Raw genomic sequence first — 25,126 nt, forward strand, 5'->3', positions numbered from 1 at the left:
CAAATTCCTCCCCGGAATGGGGAGGGGGACCGCGCTGCGCAGCAGCGTGGTGGAGGGGCCGCCGCGCTAGCGGCGGGTTGCCCGGTGGGTTCAGCCGAACCGCGCCTGCGGCGCGGCCCCTCCACCACCGCCTGCGGCGGCGGTCCCCCTCCCCGTGCCGGGGAGGATTTGGTTCGGGGAGGATCTGCTTCCCCCACCCTTGACTCCCTGCCCGAATCCGCTATTGGGCGCGCTCCTTCTCCGGAAGGAATCCGTCCGAGACAGCGAGGGGCCGGGATTTGCCGGTCTTGAAAATACTCGCCTAGACGGGGACAGAATTTACCGGCGGCTTGGCCGGCTCTCTTGGCGCGATTGCGCGGGTGGGTCCAAGCGTTCCGGGTCACGCCCCAGGGACACGCGCCCCGGCCTCGTGACGATCCTTCCCCTCGGACAATTTGAGCCTGGCCCGCGTTCGCGCGCGGGTCGTGAACCGGGGTTGCCCCTGTCCGCCTTGTGCGGGGAACGGGCAGCCTCATGTATGAGGAGACCGGCATGGATCGTTCCCAGAAGGCCGACGCCGTTGCCGAGCTGAACCGCACCTTCAACGAGGTTGGCGTGGTGGTTGTCACCCGCAATCTCGGCATGACCGTCAAGCAGTCGACGGACCTGCGCAACAAGATGCGTGCAGCCGGCGCGACCTATAAGGTCTCGAAGAACAAGCTCGCCAAGATTGCCACCCAGGGCACCGATTATGCGGTGCTCGCGGACCTGCTGACGGGTCCGACGGCACTGTCCACCTCCGTCGATCCCGTGGCTGCGGCCAAGGTGGTCTCGGAGTTCGCCAAGACGAACGACAAGCTCGAAATCGTCGGCGGCGCGATGGGCAATGTGCTGCTGGATCCGGCTGGCGTGCAGGCACTCGCCTCGCTGCCGTCGCTGGACGAGCTGCGCGGCAAGCTCGTGGGGCTCATCGCAGCACCCGCGACCAAGCTCGCCACCGTCACCCAGGCACCGGCGGCGCAGATCGCCCGCGTGCTTGCGGCGTACAGCGAAAAGCAGGCTGCCTGAGCTTCGGCTTCGAGCGACCTTACTTCTATCCCGAAACTATTGAACTGATTGGAGTTTATCATGGCTGACCTTAACGCGATCGTCGACCAGCTTTCCGCCCTGACCGTGCTCGAGGCCGCTGAGCTCTCGAAGCTGCTCGAAGAGAAGTGGGGCGTCTCGGCCGCCGCTGCCGTCGCCGTTGCCGGCCCGGCCGCTGGTGGCGCCGCTGCCCCGGCTGCCGAAGAGCAGACCGAGTTCGACGTGATCCTCACCGGCGACGGTGGCAAGAAGATCAACGTCATCAAGGAAGTCCGCGCCATCACCAACCTCGGCCTCACCGAAGCAAAGGCCCTGGTCGAAGGCGCTCCGAAGCCGGTCAAGGAAGGCGTGTCGAAGGACGAAGCCGAGAAGATCAAGAAGCAGCTGGAAGAAGCTGGCGCGACCGTCGAGGTCAAGTAAGCACTTCCCAGCCGGTTTCAAGGCCTGGATACTGGAAGGAGGCGGTCCGGCGACGGGCCGCCTCTTTTCTTTTGCGCCAATCCACTCAGGATAGCGGCGGCACGTATCGGATCGCGGCGAGCGCCGGGGGTGCCGGCCGATCGAGCCAGATCGGTCCAGGCCGAGCGCTCCGCCCCGCCGCCCCGAGCAGGAAATCGGCACCGAAGCGATGAGGCTGAGGCCGCCGCGCCAGCGCAAGTCGCAGAGCAGCATCGCGACGAACATGGGCCTGCCGCCGTGCTCCACCACGTATAGCTGGTCCCGCCGGATGGTGCGCCGCGCCGGCAGCCGCACTCGGGCGCCGACCGCAAGGTCGAGCGGACCACTCTGGTTCTGCGCGGGTGGACCGGCATGAAAGGCCGCGCGCCACTTGTCCTGATCGGGGCTAGCGCTGATCAACGTGAGTGCGGGCCGCAACCCCTCGACTGCCCGGGCCTGTGCATTGATCAGTTCCACTTCCAGGTCGAACGCCACCGCGCCCGCCAGGAAGACAATCCGGGCGCTGACGATGTCGATCGCTACTGGCTCGGCGATGCCATGGGATTGTGCCAGTGGCGGCGCGGGTCGGCGCGGTCGCGCAGAGACCGCGCGCTTCGGCTCGGGCACGTCCCGGTCCGCCGGCGCCGGACGCCGCCGACGGGACCACCACGTCGCACCTGCCACCGCCGCCGTGCCGAACGCTATCAGGCCGAGCCACGGCCAGCCAGCCCGATCCTCGGGAGGGGCCACGGGCGCTCGCGGTGGCGTCGCCACGGGGGGCGTCGATCTCGGTACCGGCTGGACGGGCGTAGGGGCAGCGGCGGGCCTGGACACGGGCGACGCCGGTCGCGGAGAAGGCGCAGGAGGGGAAGCGTGGCTTCGCGGCACAGCAGGCGACCGCCTCGAATGCGACGTGACGTCCGGGATGATTACAGGCTGCACCAGCGGCGCGGCTGTCGTCGACGGAGACGGAGTGGGACTGGGAGCAGGCGTGGCGGGCAGACGAAACCGCTCCGGGAGGACGCCGGGAATGGCCTGCGGCGCGCGATCGCCAGCGGACGCGTCCTGGGCCCAAGCGGGCGCTCCGAGCGCATCGATCATGACCAGCCCAAATGCTGCGCGCTGCCTACCCCTGCTCACGCACCGGCATTGATCTGCCGAAGCTGAACGCCGGCTGCACCTCTCGGCCCCTCATCCGCGCCGAGCGACGACTCGTTCGGCGCCGTCGCCGGGCCGCTCAGTTCTTTTGTCGGGAAGCGCGCGTCTCGTTGCGGATGCGCTCGGAGCGGGCGCGCTCCATCCGCTCGATGCGCTCGCGTTCGAGCCGCTCGCGATCCTCGCGCGCAAGCTCGTCGCGCTCGCGATCCTCCTTGGCCATCCGCTCCGCGATGCGCAGGCGGATCGCTTCCAGTTCGGGCGAAGCTTCCTCACCGGTCGCCTGCTTGCGCCGCGCGTCATGGCGACCGACCGCTTCTTCCGCTGCGATACGATCGGACCAGTGGCGGACCGGCAAGGACTGCTTCTTCTTGCCCGTGGGCTTGCGATTCTGGAAGCGCAGCATCGCAATGCGATACATGCGGAACATCTTCCCCGCATGCAGTCCTGTAAGCAGCGCAGCGAGCAGCGCCACGCCGATATAGATGCCGCTGTTCGGCTGCGGCGCGCGCAGCACCAGCAGCACCATCAAATAACTGAGCAGCGTCATCAGCACGCAATAGGCGCCAAATTCCAATGACATCATCAAATAGTGACGGACGGTATCGGACTTCATGAACGCAACCCCCATCGACGGCCCCCATCGCGCGCACCCCACGCACGGCCGCCGTTGTTTGGCACTGCATCATGAAGCAAGCGCGTTAACGAATCCTAACCGGAGGTGAAACGATCGCTGCATCAGCTCCGGAAAATGGGCGGACGCGCCCCCTCCTCCTCCTCCTCCTCCTTTCGCAGCATACGATCGGCGATGCGGTCGCGGATCGCCTCGACCGACATGTTGGGATCGATCGTGAATTCCCCGCCTTCCTTGTCGGGGTCGACACCGAGCACCGAGCAGCGCTCGCGATAGGTGCGTTCGAGCGCTTCGAGCCGCTCAAGCAACCGCACCCTCTCGGCATCACCGCCACGCGCCTCAAGACGCTCCGCGGCAATCCGCTCGGACCAGCGCATCGTCCGTCGCTCTTCGTCGCTCATCTGCGACAGTTCCACGACAAGCTCGTCGGGCAACAGCGCCAGGCGCCGCATCGCGCGCCGGTAGCGCCGGAACATGCGCACCGCATAAAAGCCGGTGAATACCGCCATTCCGATGCAGGTGTTAATATACCAGCTGGAATTCGCTTGCGGCGCATAGTTGACGAGCACGTACATTGCCGCGCCGATGCCTGTCATGAACACGAAGTAGACGAAGAACTCGATCGTCTCGCGAAGATAGCCCCGAATAGCCGAGACGTTCATGGCTGCGCTCCCGAAACACAGCCCTGGCACGGCTGCTCGTTTCGGGGGCCAATTCAACCTGAATAAGCTTAAGAAAAGATGCAGACGCACAGGTAATTCTTCAGTGCTTCTACGTATATTTAGGTACTTATCCCTAGCCACGCGTACACCACAGCGGCGCCCGCCTTCGCAACCGCGAAGGCGGGCCCACGGTTCAACGTGCCTTGGCGGCGCTCTGGTCGACCGGCACCACCGGCAGCAACACCGCGCTCGACTGCTTGCCGCCGTACAGGATCGTCACCGTCGCCTTCTGATAGTCGCCGGGCTTAGCGAAGAAGATATTCTCCACATATTTCTGCGGGTTGCGATCATAGACCGGGAACAGGGTCGACTGGACCTGCACCATGATGCGGTGGCCGGGCAGGAAGGTATGGTTCACTACCGGCAGCCGGAACTTGTATTCCTGCACTTTGCCCGCCGGGATCGCCGAGGGATGCTCGAACGAGTTGCGGTAGCGGCCGCGGAAGATATCCATCGCGATGGGCAACTGAAAGCCGCCCATTTCCTTGTTGGAGGCGATCTCGTCCGGATAGACGTCGATCACCTTCACGACGAAGTCGCCGTCGGTGCCCGTCGTCTTGGCGAAAATGTCTGCGAACGGCGTGCCCGACAGGCGCACCGGCGCCGTCAGAATCGGGGTCGCATAGGTCAGCACGTCCTGGCGGCCGTCGACGAAGCGCTGGTCGGTGACGAGATAGGTGCTCCAGCGGCCGTCGCTGAAGTTGATCGGGCGCGGTAGGTAGGGCACCGGCTTGGCGGGATCGGAGACATAGCTGTCTTCCCCTGCCGCGGCCTTGTCGAAGCTGGCGGCCTCGCCCGTGCCGAGATAGAGCGGCGTCAGCTGCGCGCCGAGCGGCCACTTGTTGAGGAAGTCCCAGTGGTTCTCGCCGGTATTGTAGATGCTGGCGACCGGCGGGGTATAGGCGGGCGAACCGTCCTTCAGATGCGCGTTGAAGAAAGGCAGCAGGATGTCGCGACGCGCCTGCAGCGCGGTATCGCCCTCGAAGTTCAGCTCGCCGAGCTTCGAGCCGTTATAGTTGAAGCCCGAGTGGCGCCACGGGCCCATCAGCAGGAAGTTGTTGGTCGCCTGCGGGGTCTTCTGCAGCTCCTCCCAGGCGTGGATCGCGCCATACATGTCCTCGTGATCCCACAGGCCCTGCTCCCACAGCGTCGGCACGTTCGAGGGATTGGCGGCGAGGATCTTGTCGAGCGCCTGGCCCTGCCAGAAGGCGTCGTAGGCAACGTGCTGGCTCAGCTTCTGCCAGAAGGGCAGCTGGTCATAGCCATATTGCTTGGCCCAGTCGCCGGCCGAGCCGATCTTGCGGAAGGTGTCGTAATCGTCCCAGCCACCATTGGGGGGCGTCGGGCCGCCGGCCTTGTAGCCGGTGATTCCCGAGATCCAGCCGATATTGGGCAGGCGGAATGCGCCGTGGTGGAACCAGTCGTCACCCATCCAGCCATCGATCATCGGGCTTTCGGGAGCTGCGACCTTGAGCGCCGGGTGCGGATGGAGCAGCGCCATCACCACCGTCCAGCCTTCATAGGACGAACCGAGCATGCCGACCTTGCCGTTCGATTCCGGCAGGTTCTTCACCAGCCAGTCGATCGTGTCCCAGGCATCGGTCGTGTCGTCGACCTTGGTCGGGTTGAGCGGGCCGACCGGCGGGCGGGTCACGACGAAGTCGCCTTCGGAGCGATACTTGCCGCGAATGTCCTGGAAAACGCGGATATAGCCGGCCTGGGTGAACACCTCGTCGCCCTGGGCGAGCACCGAGAGCATCTTGTTGCTGTCGGTGCGGCGGACGCGGTTGTACGCGTCGTAGGGCGTGCGGGTGAGCAGGATCGGGGCGTTCTTCGCGCCCTTGGGGATCACGATGGTGGTGAACAGCTTGGTGCCGTCGCGCATCGGCACCATCACCTCGCGGCGGATATAGTCCTTCGCGCCTTCCGGCAGCACGAACTTGGCGGGGATGTCGTTGAACGGTTGCGCCTGCTGCGCCTGCGCGACCGGGATCAATGCGGTCGTCGCGAGCGCGGCGAGAAGGAAGGTACGAAGCTGCATAATGTCTCCCCAGAGAACCGGAGCTCGGGGTGATAGTGTTACATTTGCAGCATGGGAAGCGGCCGCGCGCGAAAAGGCCCGCGCTCCTTGTCGGGAGCGCGGGCCGGTTGCGGTTCAAGCGCTTAGGCGTGGGCGGGGGTACCGAGCAGTTCTGCTTCAAGGTCCTCGACCAGGTGCGGGCGGGTGGCACCGATCGGGCCAACCCCGTCCGCCGCCGGCGCGGCGCGGCCGATGCGGAAGGCGGCGCTGGTGCGGCCCTCGCGACCGTCGGGCAGGCGATAGCGGGCCTCCGCGACGACGACCGGGGTGAAGGTGCGGCCCAATTCGCCCTTGGGCACGGCGAGGTGCGCGTCGACGCGGGTGCCGTCACCGGCATCGATCGTCACCGGCGGTACATCGGCGGCCGGACCATGGCGGGTGAGCAACTGCTCCATCTCGCTCGTCTCGGCGTCGGCAAGCAGGAAGGTCGAGATGCGCACGTCGCGGGCGGGCGTGTCGCCGGCATTACCGACGGTCAGCTCGATATCGACCAGCGCTTCTTCCTCGCTGGTGCCGGCACGTACCGGACGCAGGCCCAGTTCGAGCCAAGGACGGTTGGCGACCGGCGCCGGCGCATCGACGACATGCTCGAGCACCGCCTCGTCCGCCGCGGCCAGCTTGGCCTCGACATGGGCTTCGGCGACCGGCTCGGCGATCGGGTGGCGATCGGCAGTGACGGGGGCCATCACCGGCGCCGCAGAGGCGGCCGCGAGACCAATATCACTGCGCGGTGCCACGGGCTGCGGCATGGGGCGATGCGCCACCGGCTCGGTGGTGGTCGCCGTCTCGCGCACCAGCAGGTCGGCGTCGTCACGGCGACGGCGGAGCAGGAAGATGGAAGCGGCGGCGGCAAGGATAACGGCGAGAGCGCCGAGGATCCACGGGACCAGCGAGGTCGAGCGCGTGCTCTCGGTGGTCGTCTCGTTCGTCTGCGTCACGTCGGCGGCAGGCGTCGCGGGCTGCGCGACCGGCTCAGCACGCTGCGGCTGGGCTGCCGGCGCGGACGCCGGGCTGGCCGCCTGCTGCGTCGGCGTCGCAGCGGGTTGCGCGGCAGGCGCTGCCTGGCGCGGCTGGGCTGCAGTACGCGCCTCGGCACGCGGGGCACTACGCTCGGCGCGCGCCGTTCGGGCCGGAGCGGCATCGGTGGTCGAGGGCGCCTGGTTGGCGCTGCCGGCCATCTGCTGCTCGACCGACGGCACCGCCTGCACGACCGGCGCGGCCGGGGCCATGCGGATTTCGGGTGCCGTCGCGGCAACCTGCGGCGCGGCAGTTTCTACTGCCGGCGGCGGGGTTACCGTCTGCTGAGGCGCGGCCTCCTGGGCGAAGGCGGGGGTGGCAAGGAACGCGGCACTGATTAACAGTGCGGCGCGGGGGCGGAGCGGGGTCTGACACTGTTTCATGACGCGGGTTCAACGGACGGACCCTGGATTCGGCCCTGGCATCTGCGACGAACCGTGAAGGCGGCCGGACGAGACGAGCCATTCACCACCCATTCAGGCACGGTTCTTGCCCGTCCAGCGTGCTGAAACACCCCAGCAACGCGTTGAAAAGAAAGGGGCTTGCCGCACAATCGCGGCAACCCCCTCCCCTTTCGCAACAGCAGTGAAACGATCAGAATCTGCCCGTCAGCTGCACCCCGTAGAAGCGCGGCTCGGCCGGGATATAGGTGGGATCGTTGAACCCGCCGCCGGTGTTGCCGGCATCGAGCAGATACTTCTCGTTCGCGGCGTTGCGCACGAAACCCGCGATCTCGTAGCGACCCTCGGCGAAGCGCATGCCCGCCTTCACGTTCACGAGCGTCACCGGCCCCTGCGAGATTGCCTCCTTGTTCGGGATCTCGAAGTAAATCTTGCTGCGATAGGTCACGCTCGGCGTCGCGAACACGCGAATGCCGTTGCCGACCGGTGCGTCGACCGTGAGGCCCGCCGCCCACTGGACGCGCGGCTGCAGGCGGAAGCGGTTGCCGGCATAGATGCCGTTCGCCTTGGTCTTGTCGATCCCGCCGTCGATATAGCCGCCATTGGCGAACAGCGTCAGCCAGTTGGTCGGGCGCAACTGGCCTTCCGCCTCGAAGCCGAGATTGCCTGCGGTACCCGCGCTCTCGGTGATGCTGCTGCCGACCGGGCGGCCCGAGGGATCGTTGGCGTCGGTCACCGTACGGCTGATCTGGAAGTTGCGGTACTTCTGGTAATAGACGCCCAGCGAGCCGGCGAACATGCCGCTCGACAGCTTCACGCCGCCTTCATAGTTCCACACCGTCTCCTCGGGGATGATGCCCGTGGTGGTGGCGGTCTGGTTCACCACCGGCGAGCGGCGTCCCTTCGAGATGGTGGCGTAGAGATTGACCGCATCGTTCAGGCGGTACAGCACATTGAAGCGCGGCAGGAAGGCCTGGAAGCTGTCCTGGCTCCACAATGTGCCCTTGGTGGTGACCTGGCCCGGAATCAGCGGCGCCTTGGAGAGCACCGAATTGGGCGCGATCGAGACATAGCCGGACTTGCGCTGCTCGATCAGCGCGCGGATGCCGGCGGTCACCTCCAGCTGATGCACGGGCATCCACGTCACTTCGCCGAACATCGAATATTGGTCGTTGATGCCCTTGTTGGTGAAGATCGAGCTGTAGGGGATCTGGGTCGCCGCCCCTTTCGTGAGGATCGAGGTCGCCTGCGCCGCAGTCACTACGCCCGTCGCCGAGACGCAGCCCAGCGCTGGGATCAGATTGGCGGCGCACTGCAGATAGATGCCCTCTTCGGTCGAGAAGGGTACTTCCTGGCGGTTGTTTTCGTGGAAGACGTTCCAGCCGAAGCTGGTGCGGACATGGTCTCCTACATAGGCGAAGCGCGATTCATGGCTGAGCTGCGCGCCATAGGCGCCCTCGGCGAATTCCAGCCACCATGCCGCCGAACCATCGGCATCGAACACTTCGAGCGAGTCGAACTTGCGATAGCCGTTCACGGTGGTGAAGCTCCAGCCGTCGCCCAGGTCGTAGCGCGCGGTGAGGTTCACGTCGTACACGTCGCGGGTCAGCCCGAGCTTGTCCTTGCCGAACACCTGCTTCGACAGGGGCGAGCCCGACAGGTTGGCCGCACCGAACGGATTGCCCGGCCCCTGCGACGTGGCGAAGCGCTTCGAGATGAACGGCGTACCGCTGTTGCGCTGGCGATCATAGGTACCGATCAGGTCTACCGTCAGCGCCGGGGTGGGCGTGTAGCGGACCGAGGCGCGCAGGCCGAGCTGGTTCTGCGCATAGAGATCGTCCTGCGTCGGCGAGAGGTTCTCGACATAGCCGTCGCGCTTCTTGAACTCGCCCGCGACGCGCGCCGCGATCACGTCGTTGCCGACGTTGAGGTGCCCGCCGACCAGATAGGCATTGTAGTTGCCGTAGCCGGCGGTGAGCTCGCCGGACACGCCGGGCTTCGGCCGCGCGGAGATGATGCTCACCGCGCCGATCGTCGAGGCAGTGCCGAACAGCGTCGCCTGCGGGCCCTTCACGACCTCGATCCGGTCGACATCGTAGATCGCCTGATAGGCGCCGCGCGAGCGCGAGATGTCGACGCCGTTATAATAGAGCGTGACGCGGGCCGCCTGCTGGGCCGAGCCGCTGTCCGAGGTGATGCCGCGGATCACGATGCCGGGATTGTTGGCGCTCTGCTCCTGGATGTTGAGGCCGGGGACATAGTTGGAGAGCTCGTCGAGATCGTCGACGCCCAGGCGCTTCATCTGCTCCTGCGTCACCGCGGTGATGGTGATCGGCACGTCGCGCAGCTTCTGCTCGAACTTCTGCGAGGTGACGATGATGTCGCCCCCGAGCCCCTCGTCCTGCACAGCCTCCTGCGCGTGCACGGCCGTCGCCGACACGGTGGCGAGCAGCGCTGCGATCAGACCCGTTTTCTTATAGTGCATTCTTTGCCTCCCTTGGTCGGAAGGGCGGTTGGCAATGGATTGTTAAGGCTTCACGGCGCCGCTGCGACAAAATTGTTGCGATCGCGTATACCGTCGGTGTCCAATGGTGCGGCCTGGAACCTTATTCCGGCGCACCGCCCGCGCCCTTTGACATCCCCTTCCCCACGCCCTATATCCCCGCTCTGGCCCTCCGATCGGGAAATGACGCGCCGTCGCGCAGCGTGTCGTACGAATGGATCGGAACGGCTTGTCAGACGCCTGTAGAGCTGCCGAATCCCGAGCATGGGGGTCGCGCGGCCTTTCGGCGTCGCTTTGCACGTCCTGGCTCCCGGACAGGGGCACCGAGTTTACGGCTGACGAGGCAACACACACCTATGGCTACCAAGGCAATTGAGGGCGGCACGCTGAAGCGCCGCATCCGCAAGGTGTTCGGCGACATCCACGAAGTGGTGCAGATGCCGAACCTGATCGAGGTTCAGCGCGAATCCTACGAACAGTTCCTGCGGTCGGACCCCTCGATCGGCTATGTCTCCGGCCTCGAGAAGACGCTCCGCAGCGTGTTTCCGATCCGCGACTTCGCCGGCACCGCCGAGCTCGACTTCGTGACCTACGAGCTCGAGGATCCGAAGTTCGACGTGGACGAGTGTCGCCAGCGCGGCATCACCTATGCCGCGCCGATGCGCGTGACGCTGCGCCTCATCGTGTTCGAGGTCGATCCCGATACGGAAGCCCGGTCGGTGCTCGATATCAAGGAGCAGGACGTGTACATGGGCGACATGCCGCTCATGACCGAGAACGGTACGTTCTTCATCAACGGCACCGAGCGCGTCATCGTCAGCCAGATGCACCGCTCGCCGGGCGTGCTGTTCGACCATGACCGCGGCAAGACCCATGCTTCGGGCAAGTATCTCTTCGCCGCGCGCGTGATCCCGTATCGCGGGTCGTGGCTGGACTTCGAGTTCGATGCCAAGGACATCGTCAACGTCCGTATCGACCGCAAGCGCAAGCTGCCGGTCACCAGCCTGCTGTACGCGCTGGGGCTGAGCTCGGAAGAGATCCTCAACTATTTCTACAACCGCGTCACCTTCCTGCGGGGTCCGAACGGCTGGCAGATCCCCTTCCAGGTGGAAAACTGGCGCGGTTCGAAGCCGATGTTCGACATCGTAGACGCCAAGTCGGGCGAGGTCGTGTTCCCGGCCGGCCAGAAGATCAGCCCCCGCGCAGCCAACAAGGCGGCGAAGGACGGTCTCGAGACGCTGCTGATCCCGACCGAGGAAATCTTCGGCCGCTACAGCGCCTATGACCTGATCAACGAGCAGACCGGCGAGATCTACATCGAAGCCGGCGACGAAGTCTCGGCCGAGAACCTGGAGAAGCTCGACAAGGCCGGCATCGACCGGATCGAGCTGCTCGACATCGATCACATTGCCACCGGTCCGTGGATCCGCAACACGCTCAAGGTCGACAAGGCCGAAGAGCGCCAGCAGGCGCTGGCCGACATCTACCGCGTCATGCGCCCCGGCGAACCGCCGACGCTCGAGACCGCGGAATCGCTGTTCGCCGGCCTGTTCTTCGATCCGGAGCGCTACGACCTCTCGGCCGTCGGCCGCGTGAAGCTCAACATGCGCCTGGGCCTCGACACGCCCGATACCGTGACCACGCTGCGCACCGAGGACATTCTCGAGGTCGTCAAGACGCTGGTGAACCTCAAGGACGGCAAGGGCGAAGTCGACGACATCGACAATCTCGGCAACCGCCGCGTCCGTTCGGTGGGCGAGCTGCTCGAGAACCAGTACCGCGTCGGCCTGCTCCGCATGGAGCGCGCCGTGAAGGAGCGCATGTCGTCGGTCGACGTGTCGACGGTGATGCCGAACGACCTGATCAACGCCAAGCCCGCGGTCGCCGCGGTGCGCGAGTTCTTCGGTTCGTCGCAGCTGTCGCAGTTCATGGACCAGACCAACCCGCTCTCCGAAGTGACGCACAAGCGTCGCGTCTCGGCGCTCGGGCCGGGCGGTCTCACCCGTGAGCGCGCAGGCTTCGAAGTCCGCGACGTCCACCCGACCCATTATGGCCGTATCTGCCCGATCGAAACGCCGGAAGGCCCGAACATCGGTCTGATCAACAGCCTCGCGACGTTCAGCCGCGTCAACAAGTATGGCTTCATCGAGACGCCGTACCGCAAGATCATCGACGGCAAGGTGACCAACGAGGTCGTCTATCTGTCGGCGATGGAAGAGCAGAAGCACACGATCGCGCAGGCATCGGCCGAACTCGACGAGAACGGTGCGTTCGTCGACGATCTCGTCTCGGCCCGCCAGGCCGGCGAATTCCTGATGGCGCTGCGCGATCAGGTGACGCTGATGGACGTGTCGCCGAAGCAGCTCGTCTCGGTCGCCGCCTCGCTGATCCCCTTCCTTGAGAAGGACGACGCGAACCGCGCGCTGATGGGCTCGAACATGCAGCGCCAGGCCGTGCCGCTGGTGAAGGCGGAAGCGCCCTTCGTCGGCACCGGCATGGAAGCGACCGTGGCCCGCGATTCCGGCGCCGCGATCGCCGCCAAGCGCTCGGGCGTGGTCGACCAGGTCGACGCGACCCGTATCGTGGTCCGCGCCACGGGTGACGTCGATGCCAGCGAGAGCGGCGTCGACATCTACACGCTGATGAAGTTCCAGCGCTCCAACCAGTCGACCTGCATCAACCAGCGTCCGCTGGTGAAGGTGGGCGATCTGGTGCAGGCCGGCGACGTGATCGCCGACGGCCCGTCGACCGAGTTCGGCGAGCTGGCGCTGGGCCGCAACGTGCTCGTCGCGTTCATGCCGTGGAACGGCTACAACTACGAGGACTCGATCCTGATCAACGAGCGCATCGTGAAGGACGACGTGTTCACGTCGATCCACATCGATGAGTTCGAAGTGATGGCGCGCGACACCAAGCTTGGGCCGGAAGACATCACCCGCGACATCCCGAACGTGGGTGAAGAAGCGCTCCGCAACCTCGACGAAGCCGGCATCGTGTATGTCGGCGCCGAAGTGGAGCCGGGCGATATCCTGGTCGGCAAGATCACCCCGAAGGGCGAAAGCCCGATGACGCCGGAAGAAAAGCTCCTCCGCGCCATCTTCGGCGAAAAGGCCAGCGACGTGCGCGACACCTCGCTGCGTCTGCCCCCGGGCGTGGCCGGCACGATCGTCGACGTCCGCGTGTTCAACCGTCACGGCATCGACAAGGACGAGCGTGCCCTGGCGATCGAGCGCGAGGAAATCGAGCGCCTGCGCAAGGACGCCGACGACGAACGCAACATCCTCAACCGCGCGACCTGGTCGCGTCTGCGCGAGATGCTGCTGGGTCAGGTCGCCACCGCGGCGCCGAAGGGCCTGAAGAAGGGCGTCACGATCGACGAGGACCTGCTCGACAGCGTCGACCGCCACGAGTGGTGGAAGTTCGCGGTGCAGGACGATGCCATGCAGGGCAACCTGGAAGCGGTGAAGGGCCAGTATGACGAGGCCGTGAAGCGCATCAAGGACAAGTTCGAGGACCGCCGCGAGAAGCTGGAGCGGGGCGACGAGCTGCCGCCGGGCGTGCTGAAGATGGTCAAGGTGTTCGTCGCGGTGAAGCGCAAGCTGCAGCCGGGCGACAAGATGGCCGGCCGCCACGGCAACAAGGGCATCATCTCCCGCATCCTGCCGCAGGAAGACATGCCGTTCCTCGAGGACGGTACGCCGGTCGACTTCGTGCTCAACCCGCTGGGCGTGCCGAGCCGCATGAACGTCGGGCAGATCTTCGAGACCCATCTGGGCTGGGCCGCGCGCGGCCTGGGCCGGAAGATCGGCGATGCGCTCGATGCATGGCGTGCAGCCAACCCGAACCCGCAGGCCGGCGAAGCGCCGGAAGCGGTGAAGGAGCTGCTCGGCACCGTCTATGGCGACAACTACAAGGCCGAGCTGGATCGCCGCTCGACCGAGCAGCTGGTCGACCTGGCGCAGAACGTCCGCTCGGGCGTGCCGATGGCCACCCCGGTGTTCGACGGCGCGGTGGAAGCCGACGTCTCGGCGATGCTGCGCATGGCGGGCCTGGACGAATCCGGCCAGGTGACGCTGTTCGACGGCCGCACGGGCGAGGCGTTCGACCGCAAGGTGACGGTGGGGTACAAGTACGTGCTCAAGCTGCACCACCTGGTCGACGACAAGATCCACGCGCGGTCGATCGGGCCGTACAGCCTCGTCACCCAGCAGCCGCTGGGCGGTAAGGCGCAGTTCGGTGGCCAGCGCTTCGGTGAAATGGAAGTGTGGGCGCTCCAGGCCTATGGCGCGGCGTATACGCTCCAGGAAATGCTGACGGTGAAGTCGGACGACGTGGTCGGCCGCACCAAGGTCTACGAAGCGATCGTCAAGGGCGACGACACCTTCGAGGCCGGCATTCCGGAGAGCTTCAACGTGCTCGTTAAGGAAATGCGCTCGCTGGGCCTTAACGTCGAGCTGAAGAGCCAGGAAGAAGACGACGGTCTGGCCGAGGCGGCCGAATAAGAGAATGCACTCCCCCTCCCGCGTGCGGGAGGGGGCCGGGGGGTGGGCTCCCGGCCTGTAGCGGAGTGATCGGTTGAAACCGGGTGCCCACCCCTTCCCAGGCCTGCGGCCTGGGCCCCTTCCCCTCCCGCTCGCGGGAGGGGAGTTGAAGGACCAAATGCCATGAACGAACTTACCAACTTCGCGAACCCGCTCGCCAAGCCGGAAACCTTCGACCAGATCCAGATCGGGATCGCGTCGCCGGACCGTATCCGCAGCTGGTCGTTCGGCGAGATCAAGAAGCCCGAGACGATCAACTATCGCACGTTCAAGCCCGAGCGTGACGGCCTGTTCTGCGCGCGCATCTTCGGTCCGATCAAGGATTACGAGTGCCTGTGCGGCAAGTACAAGCGCATGAAGTACAAGGGCATCGTCTGCGAAAAGTGCGGCGTGGAAGTGACCGTCTCGAAGGTCCGCCGTGAGCGCATGGGCCATATCGAGCTGGCCGCGCCGGTCGCGCATATCTGGTTCCTGAAGTCGCTGCCGAGCCGCATCGGCCTGCTGCTCGACATGCAGCTCAAGCAGCTCGAGCGCGTGCTCTACTTCGAGAGCTACATCGTCACCGAGCCGGGCCTCACCCCGCTCGAGAAGTTCCAGCTCCTCACCGAGGACGAGCTGCTCGACGCGCAGGATGAATATGGCGAGGACGCCTTCTCCGCCGGCATCGGCGCGGAAGCGGTCAAGATCATGCTCATGGATCTCGACCTCGAGGGCGAGCGCAAGGAGCTTCTGGAAGAGCTGGCGACGACCAAGTCGGAGCTGAAGCCCAAGAAGATCATCAAGCGCCTCAAGGTCGTCGAGAGCTTCATCGAATCCGGCAACCGCCCGGAATGGATGATCCTGGACGTCGTCCCGGTCATCCCGCCCGAACTGCGCCCGCTGGTGCCGCTGGACGGCGGCCGCTTCGCGACCTCGGATCTCAACGATCTGTATCGCCGCGTGATCAACCGTAACAACCGCCTCAAGCGGCTGATGGAGCTGCGCGCGCCGGACATCATCGTCCGCAACGAAAAGCGCATGCTGCAGGAAGCCGTCGACGCGCTGTTCGACAATGGCCGCCGCGGCCGCACCATCACCGGTGCGAACAAGCGTCCGCTCAAGTCGCTGTCCGACATGCTCAAGGGCAAGCAGGGCCGCTTCCGTCAGAACCTGCTCGGCAAGCGCGTCGACTATTCGGGCCGTTCGGTCATCGTGACCGGTCCGGAGCTCAAGCTGCACCAGTGCGGCCTGCCGAAGAAGATGGCGCTCGAGCTGTTCAAGCCGTTCATTTACGCCCGTCTCGACGCCAAGGGTCTGTCCATGACCCTCAAGCAGGCGAAGAAGTGGGTCGAGAAGGAGCGCAAGGAAGTCTGGGACATCCTGGACGAAGTGATCCGCGAGCACCCGGTTCTGCTGAACCGCGCGCCGACGCTCCACCGTCTTGGCATCCAGGCGTTCGAGCCGGTGCTGATCGAGGGCAAGGCGATCCAGCTCCACCCGCTGGTCTGCTCGGCGTTCAACGCCGACTTCGACGGTGACCAGATGGCCGTCCACGTTCCGCTGAGCCTCGAGGCGCAGCTGGAAGCGCGCGTCCTGATGATGTCGACCAACAACATCCTGTCCCCCGCGAACGGCAAGCCGATCATCGTGCCGTCGCAGGACATGGTGCTGGGTCTCTACTACATCACCATGGAGAAGGAAGGCGAGCCCGGCGAAGGCATGATCCTCGCCGACATGGCGGAGGTCCACCAGGCCCTCAACGCCGGCGCGGTGACGCTGCACTCGAAGATCACCAGCCGCGTGCCGCAGACGGACGAGAACGGCCAGACCTACCTCAAGCGCTACCAGACCACCCCGGGCCGCATGCTGCTCGGCGAGTGCCTGCCGCACAGCCACAAGGTGCCGTTCGACGTCGTCAACCGCCTGCTCACCAAGAAGGACGTGGGCGACGTGATCGACGAGGTCTATCGTCACACCGGCCAGAAGGAGACCGTGCTGTTCGCCGACGCGATCATGTCGCTGGGCTTCCGCCACGCGTTCAAGGCCGGCATCTCGTTCGGCAAGGACGACATGATCATTCCGGAAGCCAAGGTTGCCCTGGTCGACGAGACCAAGGCGCTGGTGAAGGACTTCGAGCAGCAATATCAGGACGGCCTGATCACGCAGCAGGAGAAGTACAACAAGGTGATCGACGCCTGGAGCCGTTGCGGCGACCAGGTGGCCGCGGCGATGATGGACGAGATCAAGGCGGTCAAGAAGGACCCCGAGACCGGCCGTCAGAAGCCCGACAACGCCATCTACATCATGGCGCACTCGGGTGCCCGTGGTTCGGCGGCGCAGATCAAGCAGCTGGCCGGCATGCGCGGCCTGATGGCCAAGCCGTCGGGCGAGATCATCGAAACGCCGATCATCTCCAACTTCAAGGAAGGTCTGACCGTCCTTGAATACTTCAACTCGACCCACGGCGCTCGTAAGGGCCTCGCGGACACCGCGTTGAAGACGGCGAACTCGGGCTACCTCACCCGTCGTCTGGTCGACGTGTCGCAGGACTGCGTCGTCCTCGAGGACGATTGCGGCACCGAGCGCGCGCTGGAGATGAAGGCGATCGTGCAGGGCGGTTCGGTGATCGCCTCGCTCGGCGAACGCATTCTGGGCCGCACCACGGCCGAGGACATCGTCGATCCGAAGACCAACCAGGTGGTGATCCCGGTGGGCACGCTGCTCGACGAAGCGATGATCGCGCAGATCGAGGCGCTCAGCACGCCTGCGGTGAAGATCCGTTCGCCGCTGGTCTGCGAAGCCAAGCTCGGCGTGTGCGCCAAGTGCTACGGGCGTGACCTCGCCCGCGGTACCCCGGTGAACATCGGCGAAGCGGTGGGCGTCATCGCGGCGCAGTCGATCGGCGAGCCGGGCACGCAGCTGACCATGCGTACCTTCCACATCGGCGGTGCGGCACAGCTCAACGAGCAGTCGAACCTCGAAGCCCCCGTGGACGGCAAGGCCGAGTTCCGCGACCTGCGCCTGATCGAGGATCAGCGCGGCCGTCGCGTGGTGCTCAGCCGCTCGGGCGAGATCGCGATCATGGACATGGATGGCCGCGAGCTGGCCGTGCACAAGATCCCGTACGGCGCCTATGTGATGTTCGACGACGGCCACCTGGTCAGCGCCGGCGATCGCATGGCCGAGTGGGATCCGTTCACCATGCCGGTGATCACCGAAACCGGTGGTGTCGTGAAGTATCAGGACATCATCGAAGGCAAGACCATGACCGAGCAGGTCGACGAAGCGACGGGCATCGCCCAGCGCGTCGTCACCGAATTCCGCGGTGCGGGCAAGAAGGAGGACCTGCGTCCTCGCATGACCCTCACCGGCGAGAATGCCGCCGAAGCCGCCCGCTACATGCTGGCGCCGGGCGCGGTGATCTCGGTCGAGGACGGTGCCACGGTGCAGGGCGGTGACGTTCTGGCCCGTGTGGCGCGCGAGTCCGCCAAGACCCGCGACATCACCGGCGGTCTGCCGCGCGTCGCCGAGCTGTTCGAAGCGCGCAAGCCCAAGGAAAATGCCATCATCGCGAAGGTCTCGGGCCGCGTGGTGTTCGGCAAGGACTACAAGGCCAAGCGCAAGATCGGCATCCAGCCGGAGGACGGCGGCGAGGTCGTCGAGTATCTGGTCCCGAAGTCGAAGGTGATCGACGTTCAGGAAGGCGACTATGTCAAGCGTGGCGACAACCTGATCGGCGGTTCGCCGGATCCGCACGACATCCTGGAAGTGCTCGGCATCGAGCCGCTGGCCGAATATCTCGTCAGCGAAATCCAGGAAGTCTATCGACTGCAGGGCGTGAAGATCAACGACAAGCACATCGAGGTGATCGTTCGCCAGATGCTGCAGAAGGTCGAGATCACCGATGGCGGCGACACCACGCTGCTGGCGGGCGAACAGGTCGATCGCGACGAGATGGACGAGCATAACGAAAAGCTCCAGCCGGGCCAGCAGCCTGCGCAGGGCAAGCCGATCCTGCTCGGCATCACCAAGGCGTCGCTGCAGACCCGCAGCTTCATCTCGGCCGCGTCGTTCCAGGAAACCACCCGCGTGCTCACCGAAGCCGCGGTGCAGGGCAAGAAGGACACGCTGCTCGGCCTGAAGGAGAATGTGATCGTCGGCCGCCTGATCCCCGCCGGTACCGGTGCGGGCATGGGTCGCCTGCGCGTCGCGGCCACCTCGCGCGATGCGGCGCTGCGCGTCGCCCAGCGCAAGATGCAGGAAGCCTCGCTCATCGCGCCGGCGAGCGCGGCGGAAGAGCATGCCGCCGAACTGGCCCGCTCGGCACGCGATGCGGCCGGCACCGGGGACGATCCCCTGGCGCAGGTTGCACCCTCGGGCCACGGCACCGACGCGGATGCCGGCGAGTATCTGAACGAGGCGGAGTGATCCGCCCCGTTCGGGGGCGCCGAGCCTGACCGAGCATGACACGAAAGAGCCGCCGTCCGGGATGCCGGGCGGCGGCTTTTTCGTTGCCGTGCCATGACCGCCGGAAAGGTTCGGAGTCGATCAACTTGGCCGCAGCACCGCCCGCGCGCGTCCCCTGCCCTCCGCTTTTCCCAAGCCAACCGCGCGACATGCGCCGCGAGGGTGATCCTGTCCGGGGCGGAGGCGATTGTCCCGCGGGAGGGATCAACAGCCGCCGCCCGCTTTGCTACCCAATACGGGACAGTCGGGGTGGGAGAGGATCATGCGGGACATGGCGACGGCCGTGGCGAGCGCGCTGGCGCTCGTCCTGGCGACATCGGCGGGGGCGGCAACGCTGCGCGGGGGCATGGGCGGCCCGGCAGGCTATGGCAATCTCGTCCTGCAGCCCAATGACGACGATTTCAGCGCGGTGCAGAACAGCCCGTTCCTTATCAACTTCTTCGGCTATTCGGGGCGATCCTTCTTCGTCAACAACAACGGCAGTATCAGCTTCGGCCAGGGGATCTCCAGCTTCACGCCGGTGCCGTTCGACGGCCATGCGGCGGCGCCGCTGATCGCGCCCTTCTGGGCGGACGTGGACACGCGCTGCAGCGGCTGCGGGGCGGTCTATCTCGGCTCCCAATCCGCCAACAGCTTCACGGTCACGTGGAACAATGTCGGCTATTTCGAAGAGAATGGCAGCAAGCTGAACAATTTCCAGATGACGCTGGCCGGAATGACCAATTCCGGCGACTTCGACATCGAGTTCCGCTACGATCGCATCGAATGGACGACCGGCGACGCCAGCGGCGGCACCGGCGGGCTGGGCGGCGTACCGGCGCAGGCCGGGTTCGATGCCGGCGACGGCGCCCATTTCTATTCGCTCCCCGGCTCCTTCTCGTCCAGGGGCGCGCTCAACTTCACCAACATCACCAACGTGACCGGCGGCGATGCAGGCGTGTTCAAATTCTCCATCCGCAACGGCGCCGTCCTCGCCGACGGCACCTCACCCGCCACGCCGCTGCTGCCCAGCAACGTCACCAACGGCAATGGCGGCCCCGGCTTCGGCTTCCAGTTCCAGGTCCAGCAAAACCAGCGGGTCTTCGTCGATCCGATCGTCGCGACCGGCTATGATTTCGAGGTCGGCGCGGGCAGCCCGGACATCCTCAGCGCGCTGTTCCCCGATCTCGGCGATCCCGACGGCTATACCATCTACCTGCTCAGCGACCTGACGACTCCGTTCGCTACCGGGGTGGGCGCGGGCGGCACCCCCTTCCTCGTCGACTTCGCGGCGATCGGCGGCGTGTCGGGCTTCCGCATCGCCGGCATCGATCCGGCGCTGGAGCTGGATCCGGACAACCCCAACGCCTTCGTGACCGGCCTGACCTTCGAGGTGACCGGGCCCACCATGGTCGACCTGACCCAGACGCCGATCCGGTTCGACACCGACAGCGCGGTGCCGGAACCTGCCAGCTGGGGCATGCTGCTGCTCGGCTTCGCGGGCATCGGCGGCCTGTTGCGCCGCCACCGGCAAGCGCCGGCCCGCGCCTGACGCACGCGCGGCGCGCAGCCCGGCCGATCAGAAGGCGATCGTCAGCCGCAGCGTGCCCACCACCACCCCGCGCGCCTTTTCCACGCCGCCGCGATCGGCGATGAACTGGAGGTCGGGCTGGACGGTCAGCCATGTGGCGAGCTGGTCCGAATAGGTCAGCTCGAAGGTCGTTTCGGCACGCGACGGGCGCGCGCCCGCGTCGAGCAGCACCGCGCGGTAGCCCGGGGTGGTCACGCCGCGGCTCATCCCGAACGAGGCCTGCGAATCCGGGCGCCCGGCAATGAGCCGCTCGACCAGGAACCCCGCCTGCCAGCCGCCCTGGAACGGCGTCGCGGCACCGCCGGACATGCCCGCGCGGCCGAAGACGGTCAGCGATCGCTTGCCCTCCCCGCCGGTCAGCTGCAGTTCGGCGATCGCATAGCCGCCATGATCGACCCGCTGGAGGGGAACGCCGTCGGCGTCGACCTCGGTATAGTCGTCATGCCGCTTGGTGTAGCGCCAATAGCCGCCGGCGATCTTGAGGCCCGGCCGCTCGATCCCGGCCTCGCCGATCAGCAGCAGGCCGTCGCGGAAGCTGAAGTCGAGCCCGTGGGGATCGCCCAGGCATCCCGCCGCACCGTTGAGCACCGCCGCGCGGGCATAGGCGATGTCGCCGAAGCGATGCTCCACCCGCACCGTCAGCGCGGTCGACGGAAAGATCGACGGGCCGTTCGGTCCCGTCGCCGCGAGCTCGGATCCCGCGCCGAACGAGGGCGAGAGCAGCAGCCCCGCCGCGCCATTGACGTAGAATTCGCTGTTGAGATCATAGGCGCCCGCGCGCACCGTGCTGTGCTGCCCGATGCGCTGCTCCACCCAGGCTTCGAACAGCCGGACATGGTGGCTCGCCACCTCGATGCTGTCGACGCCCTGCAGCGTGCCCGCCGCCCCGTTGGGCCGCCCGCCCATCGTGCTCATCACATCGACATGCGCGGTAGCGCCCTGCCAGCCGACCAGCCGCGCCAGATCGGCATCGGCGGTGAGGTGGGTATCGTCGAGCACATAGGTCCGTTCCCGATCACCGCCGCGCGCCACGCTGACGACGTCAATCGTTTCCACAAGGTGCACATCGACCACCCTCTGGGCAAATACGTAGTCCGGCAATGTACAGCCCAGCACGAGGGCGAACAGAAAACGCTTCATCACCAAGCATCCCATCACCCCACGACCAGAGTTTTAGGATGCCGGACTCTGTTTTATCGAATCTTGTCTATAATTTTTCTGGAGAGGGCGCTTCTCATTGCTGACGCGTCAAAAGCCTGGAGCGAAGTCGTGCAGTCGATCGCGTACGCAACCCGCAAGCTAACCATCGCCATCATCCTGCTTTTCCTGCTCTGCGGGGGGACCGGCATCGTCTCGTCCTGGCTGCTCGGCGCAGCGCTGAGCGAGCAGGCGACGGCGTCGGGGCTGCTCCGCAATCATATGGAGGCGGACATGATGCACGATGCGGTGCGCAGCGACGTGCTTGCCATTCTCGCCTCCAGCGAGCCCGGTATCGGCATCAAACTGGAGGATGCGCGCAAGGATCTCGACGAGCATCTCGGCACGCTGCGCACGCGCATCGCCGAGGACGTCGCGTTCAAGGGCGACGCCGCGATCGAAGCCGCCGCCGCCAAGGTGGGCGACCCGATGGTCGCCTATGCCAATGCCGCCCAGCAGATCGCCGACGCCGCCGCCGCCGGCAATCCGGCCGCTGCCAAGCGCCAGCTGCCCGGCTTCTTCCAGCAATTCTCCGTTCTCGAAGACTCGATGGCGGCCGCGTCGGATGCGATCGAGCACTATTCCGACGGCACCGCCAAGGCAGGCGCGACGCTCGGCTGGATCACCACCGGTCTGCTGGCCGCGACGCTGCTCGCCGCGATCGGCGGTGCGCTCTATGCCGCGCGCCTCGCCCGTCGCCGGCTGGTCGATCCGCTGATCGCCCTGTCCGACACGGTGGAGAAGCTGGTGACCGAGCCCGGTACGCCGCTGCCCGAAACCGATCGCCAGGACGAACTCGGCGCGCTCGCCCGTTCCATCGCGCAGTTCAACCAGCAGGTCGAAGCCGCCAATGCCGAGAAGCAGGCGACCACCGAACTGATCGTCGAAACGGTCGGCTCGGGGCTGCAGAAGCTGGCGGGCGGCGACCTCACCACCCATGTCGATGCCGACCTCAGCGGCCCGTTCGCGCGGCTCAAGCAGGACTTCAACGTCGCGGTGGACAGCCTGCGCACCCTGATCGGCTCGGTCCATAGCGGCGCCGGCTCGCTGCGCCGCGCCTCGACCGAGATCACCGCCGCGTCGGAAGACCTCGCCCGGCGTACCGAAGCCAATGCCGCGAGCCTCGAGACGACCACCGCCGAGATCAGCCAGATCGACGAACGCCTGCGCACTTCGGTCCGCGCCGCAAGCGAAACCGTGGGCCGCGCCGACCAGACGATCGAGGCGGTCAGCTCGGGCCGCGCGCGCGTGAGCAATGCGGTGACGGCGATGAGCCGCGTCTCGGAGAGCGCCAAGGGCATCGACGCGGTGATCGAAGGCCTCGACAAGATCGCCTTCCAGACCCGCGTTCTCGCGATGAACGCCGCCGTCGAGGCAGGCCGCGCCGGCGAGGCGGGCCGTGGCTTCGCCGTCGTCGCCGACCTCGTCTCCGCGCTGGCGATGCGCGCCGAGGAAGAAGCCGGCCGCGCCCGCGACCAGCTGACCGTCACCCAGGTCGAGATCGGCACCGCGGTGGCGGCGGTCGAGGATGTCGACGGCGCGTTCAGCTCGATCTCGGAAAACGCCCAGTCGGTGCACAAGCTGCTCGGCCAGGTGGCGGCGGACAACCGCGTCCAGTCGGAATCGATCTCGCGGCTCAGCGAGACGATCCGGGTGATGGACAATTCCACCCAGCAGAACGCCGCGATGGTGGAGGAGACTTCGGCAGCGGCGCGCAACCTGATGGCCGAGATCGGCCAGCTGGTGGAGCAGGCTGGCCAGTTCCGTATCGAGGGCGGCGGGGCTGCGGCGCCTGCGTGGGATTCGGGACGCACGGCTTATGCACTGCCGGTCGCCAGCGTATCGGCAATCAGCGAGGAGGCTTGGGTGTAAGGTCGTACGCCGAACCTTCGCTCGGCTGCACGCCCGAGCGTAGCCCCCTAGGCGAGGCGCCCCGCCTGCTGCCCGACAAGCCTGGCCAGTTGCGTCGGCCGGTAGGGCTTGGGCAGGAAGAGGCTGTCGTCGGGCAACTCTTCCGGCTCCAGCCATTGCTTGCCCGAGGTGACAATCACCTTCACGCGCGGAAATCGGGTGGAGACGATATCCGCCAGCTCCAGCCCGTCGATCGGCCCCGGCATGTTGATGTCGGTGAATACGACCGCAACTTCATGCTTTTCCAGAAGCGCGAGCGCCTCCGTTGCATCGGGCGCCTCAAGAACCTGAAAGCCGCTTTCGGCGAGCGCGTCTGCTGCGATCATGCGCACAAAGGTCTCGTCTTCAACGACGAGAACCGTGGGTTCTTCCGAGCTGGTCATAACTGCCTCCAGCACATCAACGTCTTAACGTATCGCAAGTTGCTCCAATGATTTTCCGGACGTGGATTGGTTCTCCGACATATACTTGAAAGGGGGAACGCCCCACACACACAAGTTCAGACGCGGCCAGACAGTACGCAGATGCAATCCGCGAACCGGAGAACGCGCAGAAGCTCGCCGCTCGACCGTACCACTTCGATGCGCCCACGCAGATCGAGAAGGCCGTTGGTGAGGTCCTCGCAGAGAAGCGAACGGACGAACCCGATTGCGGTCCGCAGCGCCGCGTCGTCGTCGAGGAGGTCGGTGCCCTCGGGATCGAGGAGTGCGCCGCCACCGTCGTGCACGTGGAAATAGTAGCGCTACATCGCTGCGATCCAACCGGCCCCTGTCCGATAGCCAGAAGAGCCCGCCGAGGGGGAGGCGGGCTATTCCTTGTGCCGCACGGAGCTTGCGGGGGAATGCTCCGGCGCCGTGCGACCCGGCTTGTCTGAGAGACTGTCCCGGTAGCGCCCTTCTGCCGATCTCGAACGGGGTCGACAATTAGGTACTAAGACCATGGCACGGAGCAACGAAGCGTTAGGAGCGTTCGACAGCAACAAGTCCAGACAAGACGTGGTTAATATACGTCAAGCAAACTTAGGTTGTGGAACGAGCGCACCCCGATTTCATTCTCACGTGCTAAGGGAGCGAAGATGGGACACGAATTCTCCTCGACCATCCTTATCGTGGACGATGAGGATTACATCCGAATACTGGCAGCCTCCCTGCTCAAAGAGGAAGGCTTCCAGGTTCTGGAGGCATCCGACACTTCGGAAGCGCTGGCACTGGCGGCCAAGCACGATATCGACGTCCTGTTGACGGACCTGCACATGCCCGGGTTGCTCGACGGATTACAGCTTGCTGCCGAGATTCGCGCGTCGGATCCGCTGGTGCACGTGATCATCTCCTCCGGAGGCGATCCATCGGTGCTCAAGGACGACGAGATGGGTGCCGTCTTCCTGCCGAAGCCGTACCGGCCCCACCAGCTTACGCGCGCCGTTCGCATGAACGCGATCGGCTGAGC

At 65.9% G+C, this 25,126-nt stretch carries 15 protein-coding genes; 7 read left to right on the plus strand and 8 right to left on the minus strand.

Features of this window, described 5'->3' with window-relative positions; all coding sequences use genetic code 11:
- Window positions 1-531 precede the first annotated feature (531 nt).
- Together rplJ and rplL are read left to right on the plus strand one after the other, a co-directional pair.
- Complete coding sequence (rplJ, locus tag CA234_RS04430; RefSeq protein WP_125972030.1) at window positions 532-1,047, plus strand: 50S ribosomal protein L10; 516 nt, start codon at window positions 532-534, stop codon at window positions 1,045-1,047.
- A 60-nt stretch (window positions 1,048-1,107) separates the two neighbouring features.
- A complete protein-coding gene (rplL, locus tag CA234_RS04435; RefSeq protein ID WP_121078416.1) occupies window positions 1,108-1,485 on the plus strand; it encodes a 50S ribosomal protein L7/L12 in 378 nt (125 codons plus the stop codon).
- Between the two features lie 1,255 nt (window positions 1,486-2,740).
- Here the strand turns inward: rplL and CA234_RS04440 are convergent.
- The 5 genes from CA234_RS04440 to CA234_RS04460 all read right to left on the minus strand — a co-directional run bounded on the left by CA234_RS04440 (window position 2,741) and on the right by CA234_RS04460 (window position 9,997).
- Window positions 2,741-3,274 carry a hypothetical protein gene (locus CA234_RS04440; RefSeq protein ID WP_125972026.1) on the minus strand — a complete coding sequence of 178 codons (534 nt, stop codon included), beginning with the start codon at window positions 3,272-3,274 and terminating at the stop codon, window positions 2,741-2,743.
- A gap of 122 nt (window positions 3,275-3,396) precedes the next feature.
- A complete protein-coding gene (locus tag CA234_RS04445) occupies window positions 3,397-3,954 on the minus strand; it encodes a hypothetical protein (RefSeq protein ID WP_125972178.1) in 558 nt (185 codons plus the stop codon).
- 193 nt (window positions 3,955-4,147) lie between these two features.
- Complete coding sequence (locus CA234_RS04450) at window positions 4,148-6,055, minus strand: CocE/NonD family hydrolase (protein ID WP_125972024.1); 1,908 nt, start codon at window positions 6,053-6,055, stop codon at window positions 4,148-4,150.
- A 122-nt stretch (window positions 6,056-6,177) separates the two neighbouring features.
- The gene (locus CA234_RS04455; RefSeq protein ID WP_126001007.1) at window positions 6,178-7,494 is read right to left on the minus strand and encodes a hypothetical protein; all 1,317 of its coding nucleotides are present in this window, start codon (window positions 7,492-7,494) and stop codon (window positions 6,178-6,180) included.
- A gap of 211 nt (window positions 7,495-7,705) precedes the next feature.
- Complete coding sequence (locus CA234_RS04460) at window positions 7,706-9,997, minus strand: TonB-dependent receptor (protein WP_126001008.1); 2,292 nt, start codon at window positions 9,995-9,997, stop codon at window positions 7,706-7,708.
- A 374-nt stretch (window positions 9,998-10,371) separates the two neighbouring features.
- Between CA234_RS04460 and rpoB the strand changes: the two genes are divergently transcribed.
- From rpoB to CA234_RS24730, 3 genes are all read left to right on the plus strand, one after another.
- Window positions 10,372-14,517, plus strand: coding sequence for a DNA-directed RNA polymerase subunit beta (rpoB, locus tag CA234_RS04465; RefSeq protein ID WP_125972018.1), 4,146 nt, complete (start codon window positions 10,372-10,374; stop codon window positions 14,515-14,517).
- A gap of 162 nt (window positions 14,518-14,679) precedes the next feature.
- Window positions 14,680-18,963 carry a DNA-directed RNA polymerase subunit beta' gene (gene rpoC, locus CA234_RS04470; RefSeq protein WP_125972013.1) on the plus strand — a complete coding sequence of 1,428 codons (4,284 nt, stop codon included), beginning with the start codon at window positions 14,680-14,682 and terminating at the stop codon, window positions 18,961-18,963.
- 301 nt (window positions 18,964-19,264) lie between these two features.
- Window positions 19,265-20,533 carry a nidogen-like domain-containing protein gene (locus tag CA234_RS24730; protein WP_126001009.1) on the plus strand — a complete coding sequence of 423 codons (1,269 nt, stop codon included), beginning with the start codon at window positions 19,265-19,267 and terminating at the stop codon, window positions 20,531-20,533.
- A 27-nt stretch (window positions 20,534-20,560) separates the two neighbouring features.
- Here the strand turns inward: CA234_RS24730 and CA234_RS04480 are convergent, their stop codons facing one another.
- Window positions 20,561-21,712: a carbohydrate porin gene (locus tag CA234_RS04480; RefSeq protein ID WP_241213238.1), complete on the minus strand. Its 1,152-nt coding sequence runs from the start codon at window positions 21,710-21,712 to the stop codon at window positions 20,561-20,563.
- A gap of 129 nt (window positions 21,713-21,841) precedes the next feature.
- Between CA234_RS04480 and CA234_RS04485 the strand changes: the two genes are divergently transcribed.
- Window positions 21,842-23,641 (plus strand): methyl-accepting chemotaxis protein, encoded by a 1,800-nt coding sequence (locus CA234_RS04485; RefSeq protein ID WP_241213239.1) that lies wholly within the window; start codon window positions 21,842-21,844, stop codon window positions 23,639-23,641.
- A 47-nt stretch (window positions 23,642-23,688) separates the two neighbouring features.
- Here the strand turns inward: CA234_RS04485 and CA234_RS04490 are convergent, their stop codons facing one another.
- Together CA234_RS04490 and CA234_RS04495 are read right to left on the minus strand one after the other, a co-directional pair.
- Entirely contained in the window at window positions 23,689-24,063 is a 375-nt protein-coding gene (locus CA234_RS04490; protein ID WP_126001010.1) for a response regulator, read from the minus strand.
- Window positions 24,064-24,179: 116 nt separating this feature from the next.
- Window positions 24,180-24,407, minus strand: coding sequence for a hypothetical protein (locus tag CA234_RS04495; RefSeq protein WP_126001011.1), 228 nt, complete (start codon window positions 24,405-24,407; stop codon window positions 24,180-24,182).
- Window positions 24,408-24,755: 348 nt separating this feature from the next.
- Between CA234_RS04495 and CA234_RS04500 the strand changes: the two genes are divergently transcribed.
- Entirely contained in the window at window positions 24,756-25,124 is a 369-nt protein-coding gene (locus CA234_RS04500) for a response regulator (protein ID WP_126001012.1), read from the plus strand.
- Window positions 25,125-25,126 lie beyond the last annotated feature (2 nt).

Source organism: Sphingomonas sp. ABOLE (genome assembly GCF_003950455.1).
GTDB classification, from domain to species: domain Bacteria; phylum Pseudomonadota; class Alphaproteobacteria; order Sphingomonadales; family Sphingomonadaceae; genus Sphingomonas; species Sphingomonas trueperi.

Coding starts and splice junctions, on each gene's coding strand:
- rplJ (WP_125972030.1), top strand. CDS start 532: ATGGATCGTTCCCAGAAGGCCGACGCCGTTGCCGAGCTGAACCGCACC.
- CA234_RS04450 (WP_125972024.1), bottom strand. CDS start 6,055: ATGCAGCTTCGTACCTTCCTTCTCGCCGCGCTCGCGACGACCGCATTG.
- CA234_RS24730 (WP_126001009.1), top strand. CDS start 19,265: ATGCGGGACATGGCGACGGCCGTGGCGAGCGCGCTGGCGCTCGTCCTG.
- CA234_RS04460 (WP_126001008.1), bottom strand. CDS start 9,997: ATGCACTATAAGAAAACGGGTCTGATCGCAGCGCTGCTCGCCACCGTG.
- CA234_RS04490 (WP_126001010.1), bottom strand. CDS start 24,063: ATGACCAGCTCGGAAGAACCCACGGTTCTCGTCGTTGAAGACGAGACC.
- rplL (WP_121078416.1), top strand. CDS start 1,108: ATGGCTGACCTTAACGCGATCGTCGACCAGCTTTCCGCCCTGACCGTG.
- rpoB (WP_125972018.1), top strand. CDS start 10,372: ATGGCTACCAAGGCAATTGAGGGCGGCACGCTGAAGCGCCGCATCCGC.
- rpoC (WP_125972013.1), top strand. CDS start 14,680: ATGAACGAACTTACCAACTTCGCGAACCCGCTCGCCAAGCCGGAAACC.
- CA234_RS04440 (WP_125972026.1), bottom strand. CDS start 3,274: ATGAAGTCCGATACCGTCCGTCACTATTTGATGATGTCATTGGAATTT.
- CA234_RS04445 (WP_125972178.1), bottom strand. CDS start 3,954: ATGAACGTCTCGGCTATTCGGGGCTATCTTCGCGAGACGATCGAGTTC.
- CA234_RS04455 (WP_126001007.1), bottom strand. CDS start 7,494: ATGAAACAGTGTCAGACCCCGCTCCGCCCCCGCGCCGCACTGTTAATC.
- CA234_RS04500 (WP_126001012.1), top strand. CDS start 24,756: ATGGGACACGAATTCTCCTCGACCATCCTTATCGTGGACGATGAGGAT.
- CA234_RS04480 (WP_241213238.1), bottom strand. CDS start 21,712: ATGAAGCGTTTTCTGTTCGCCCTCGTGCTGGGCTGTACATTGCCGGAC.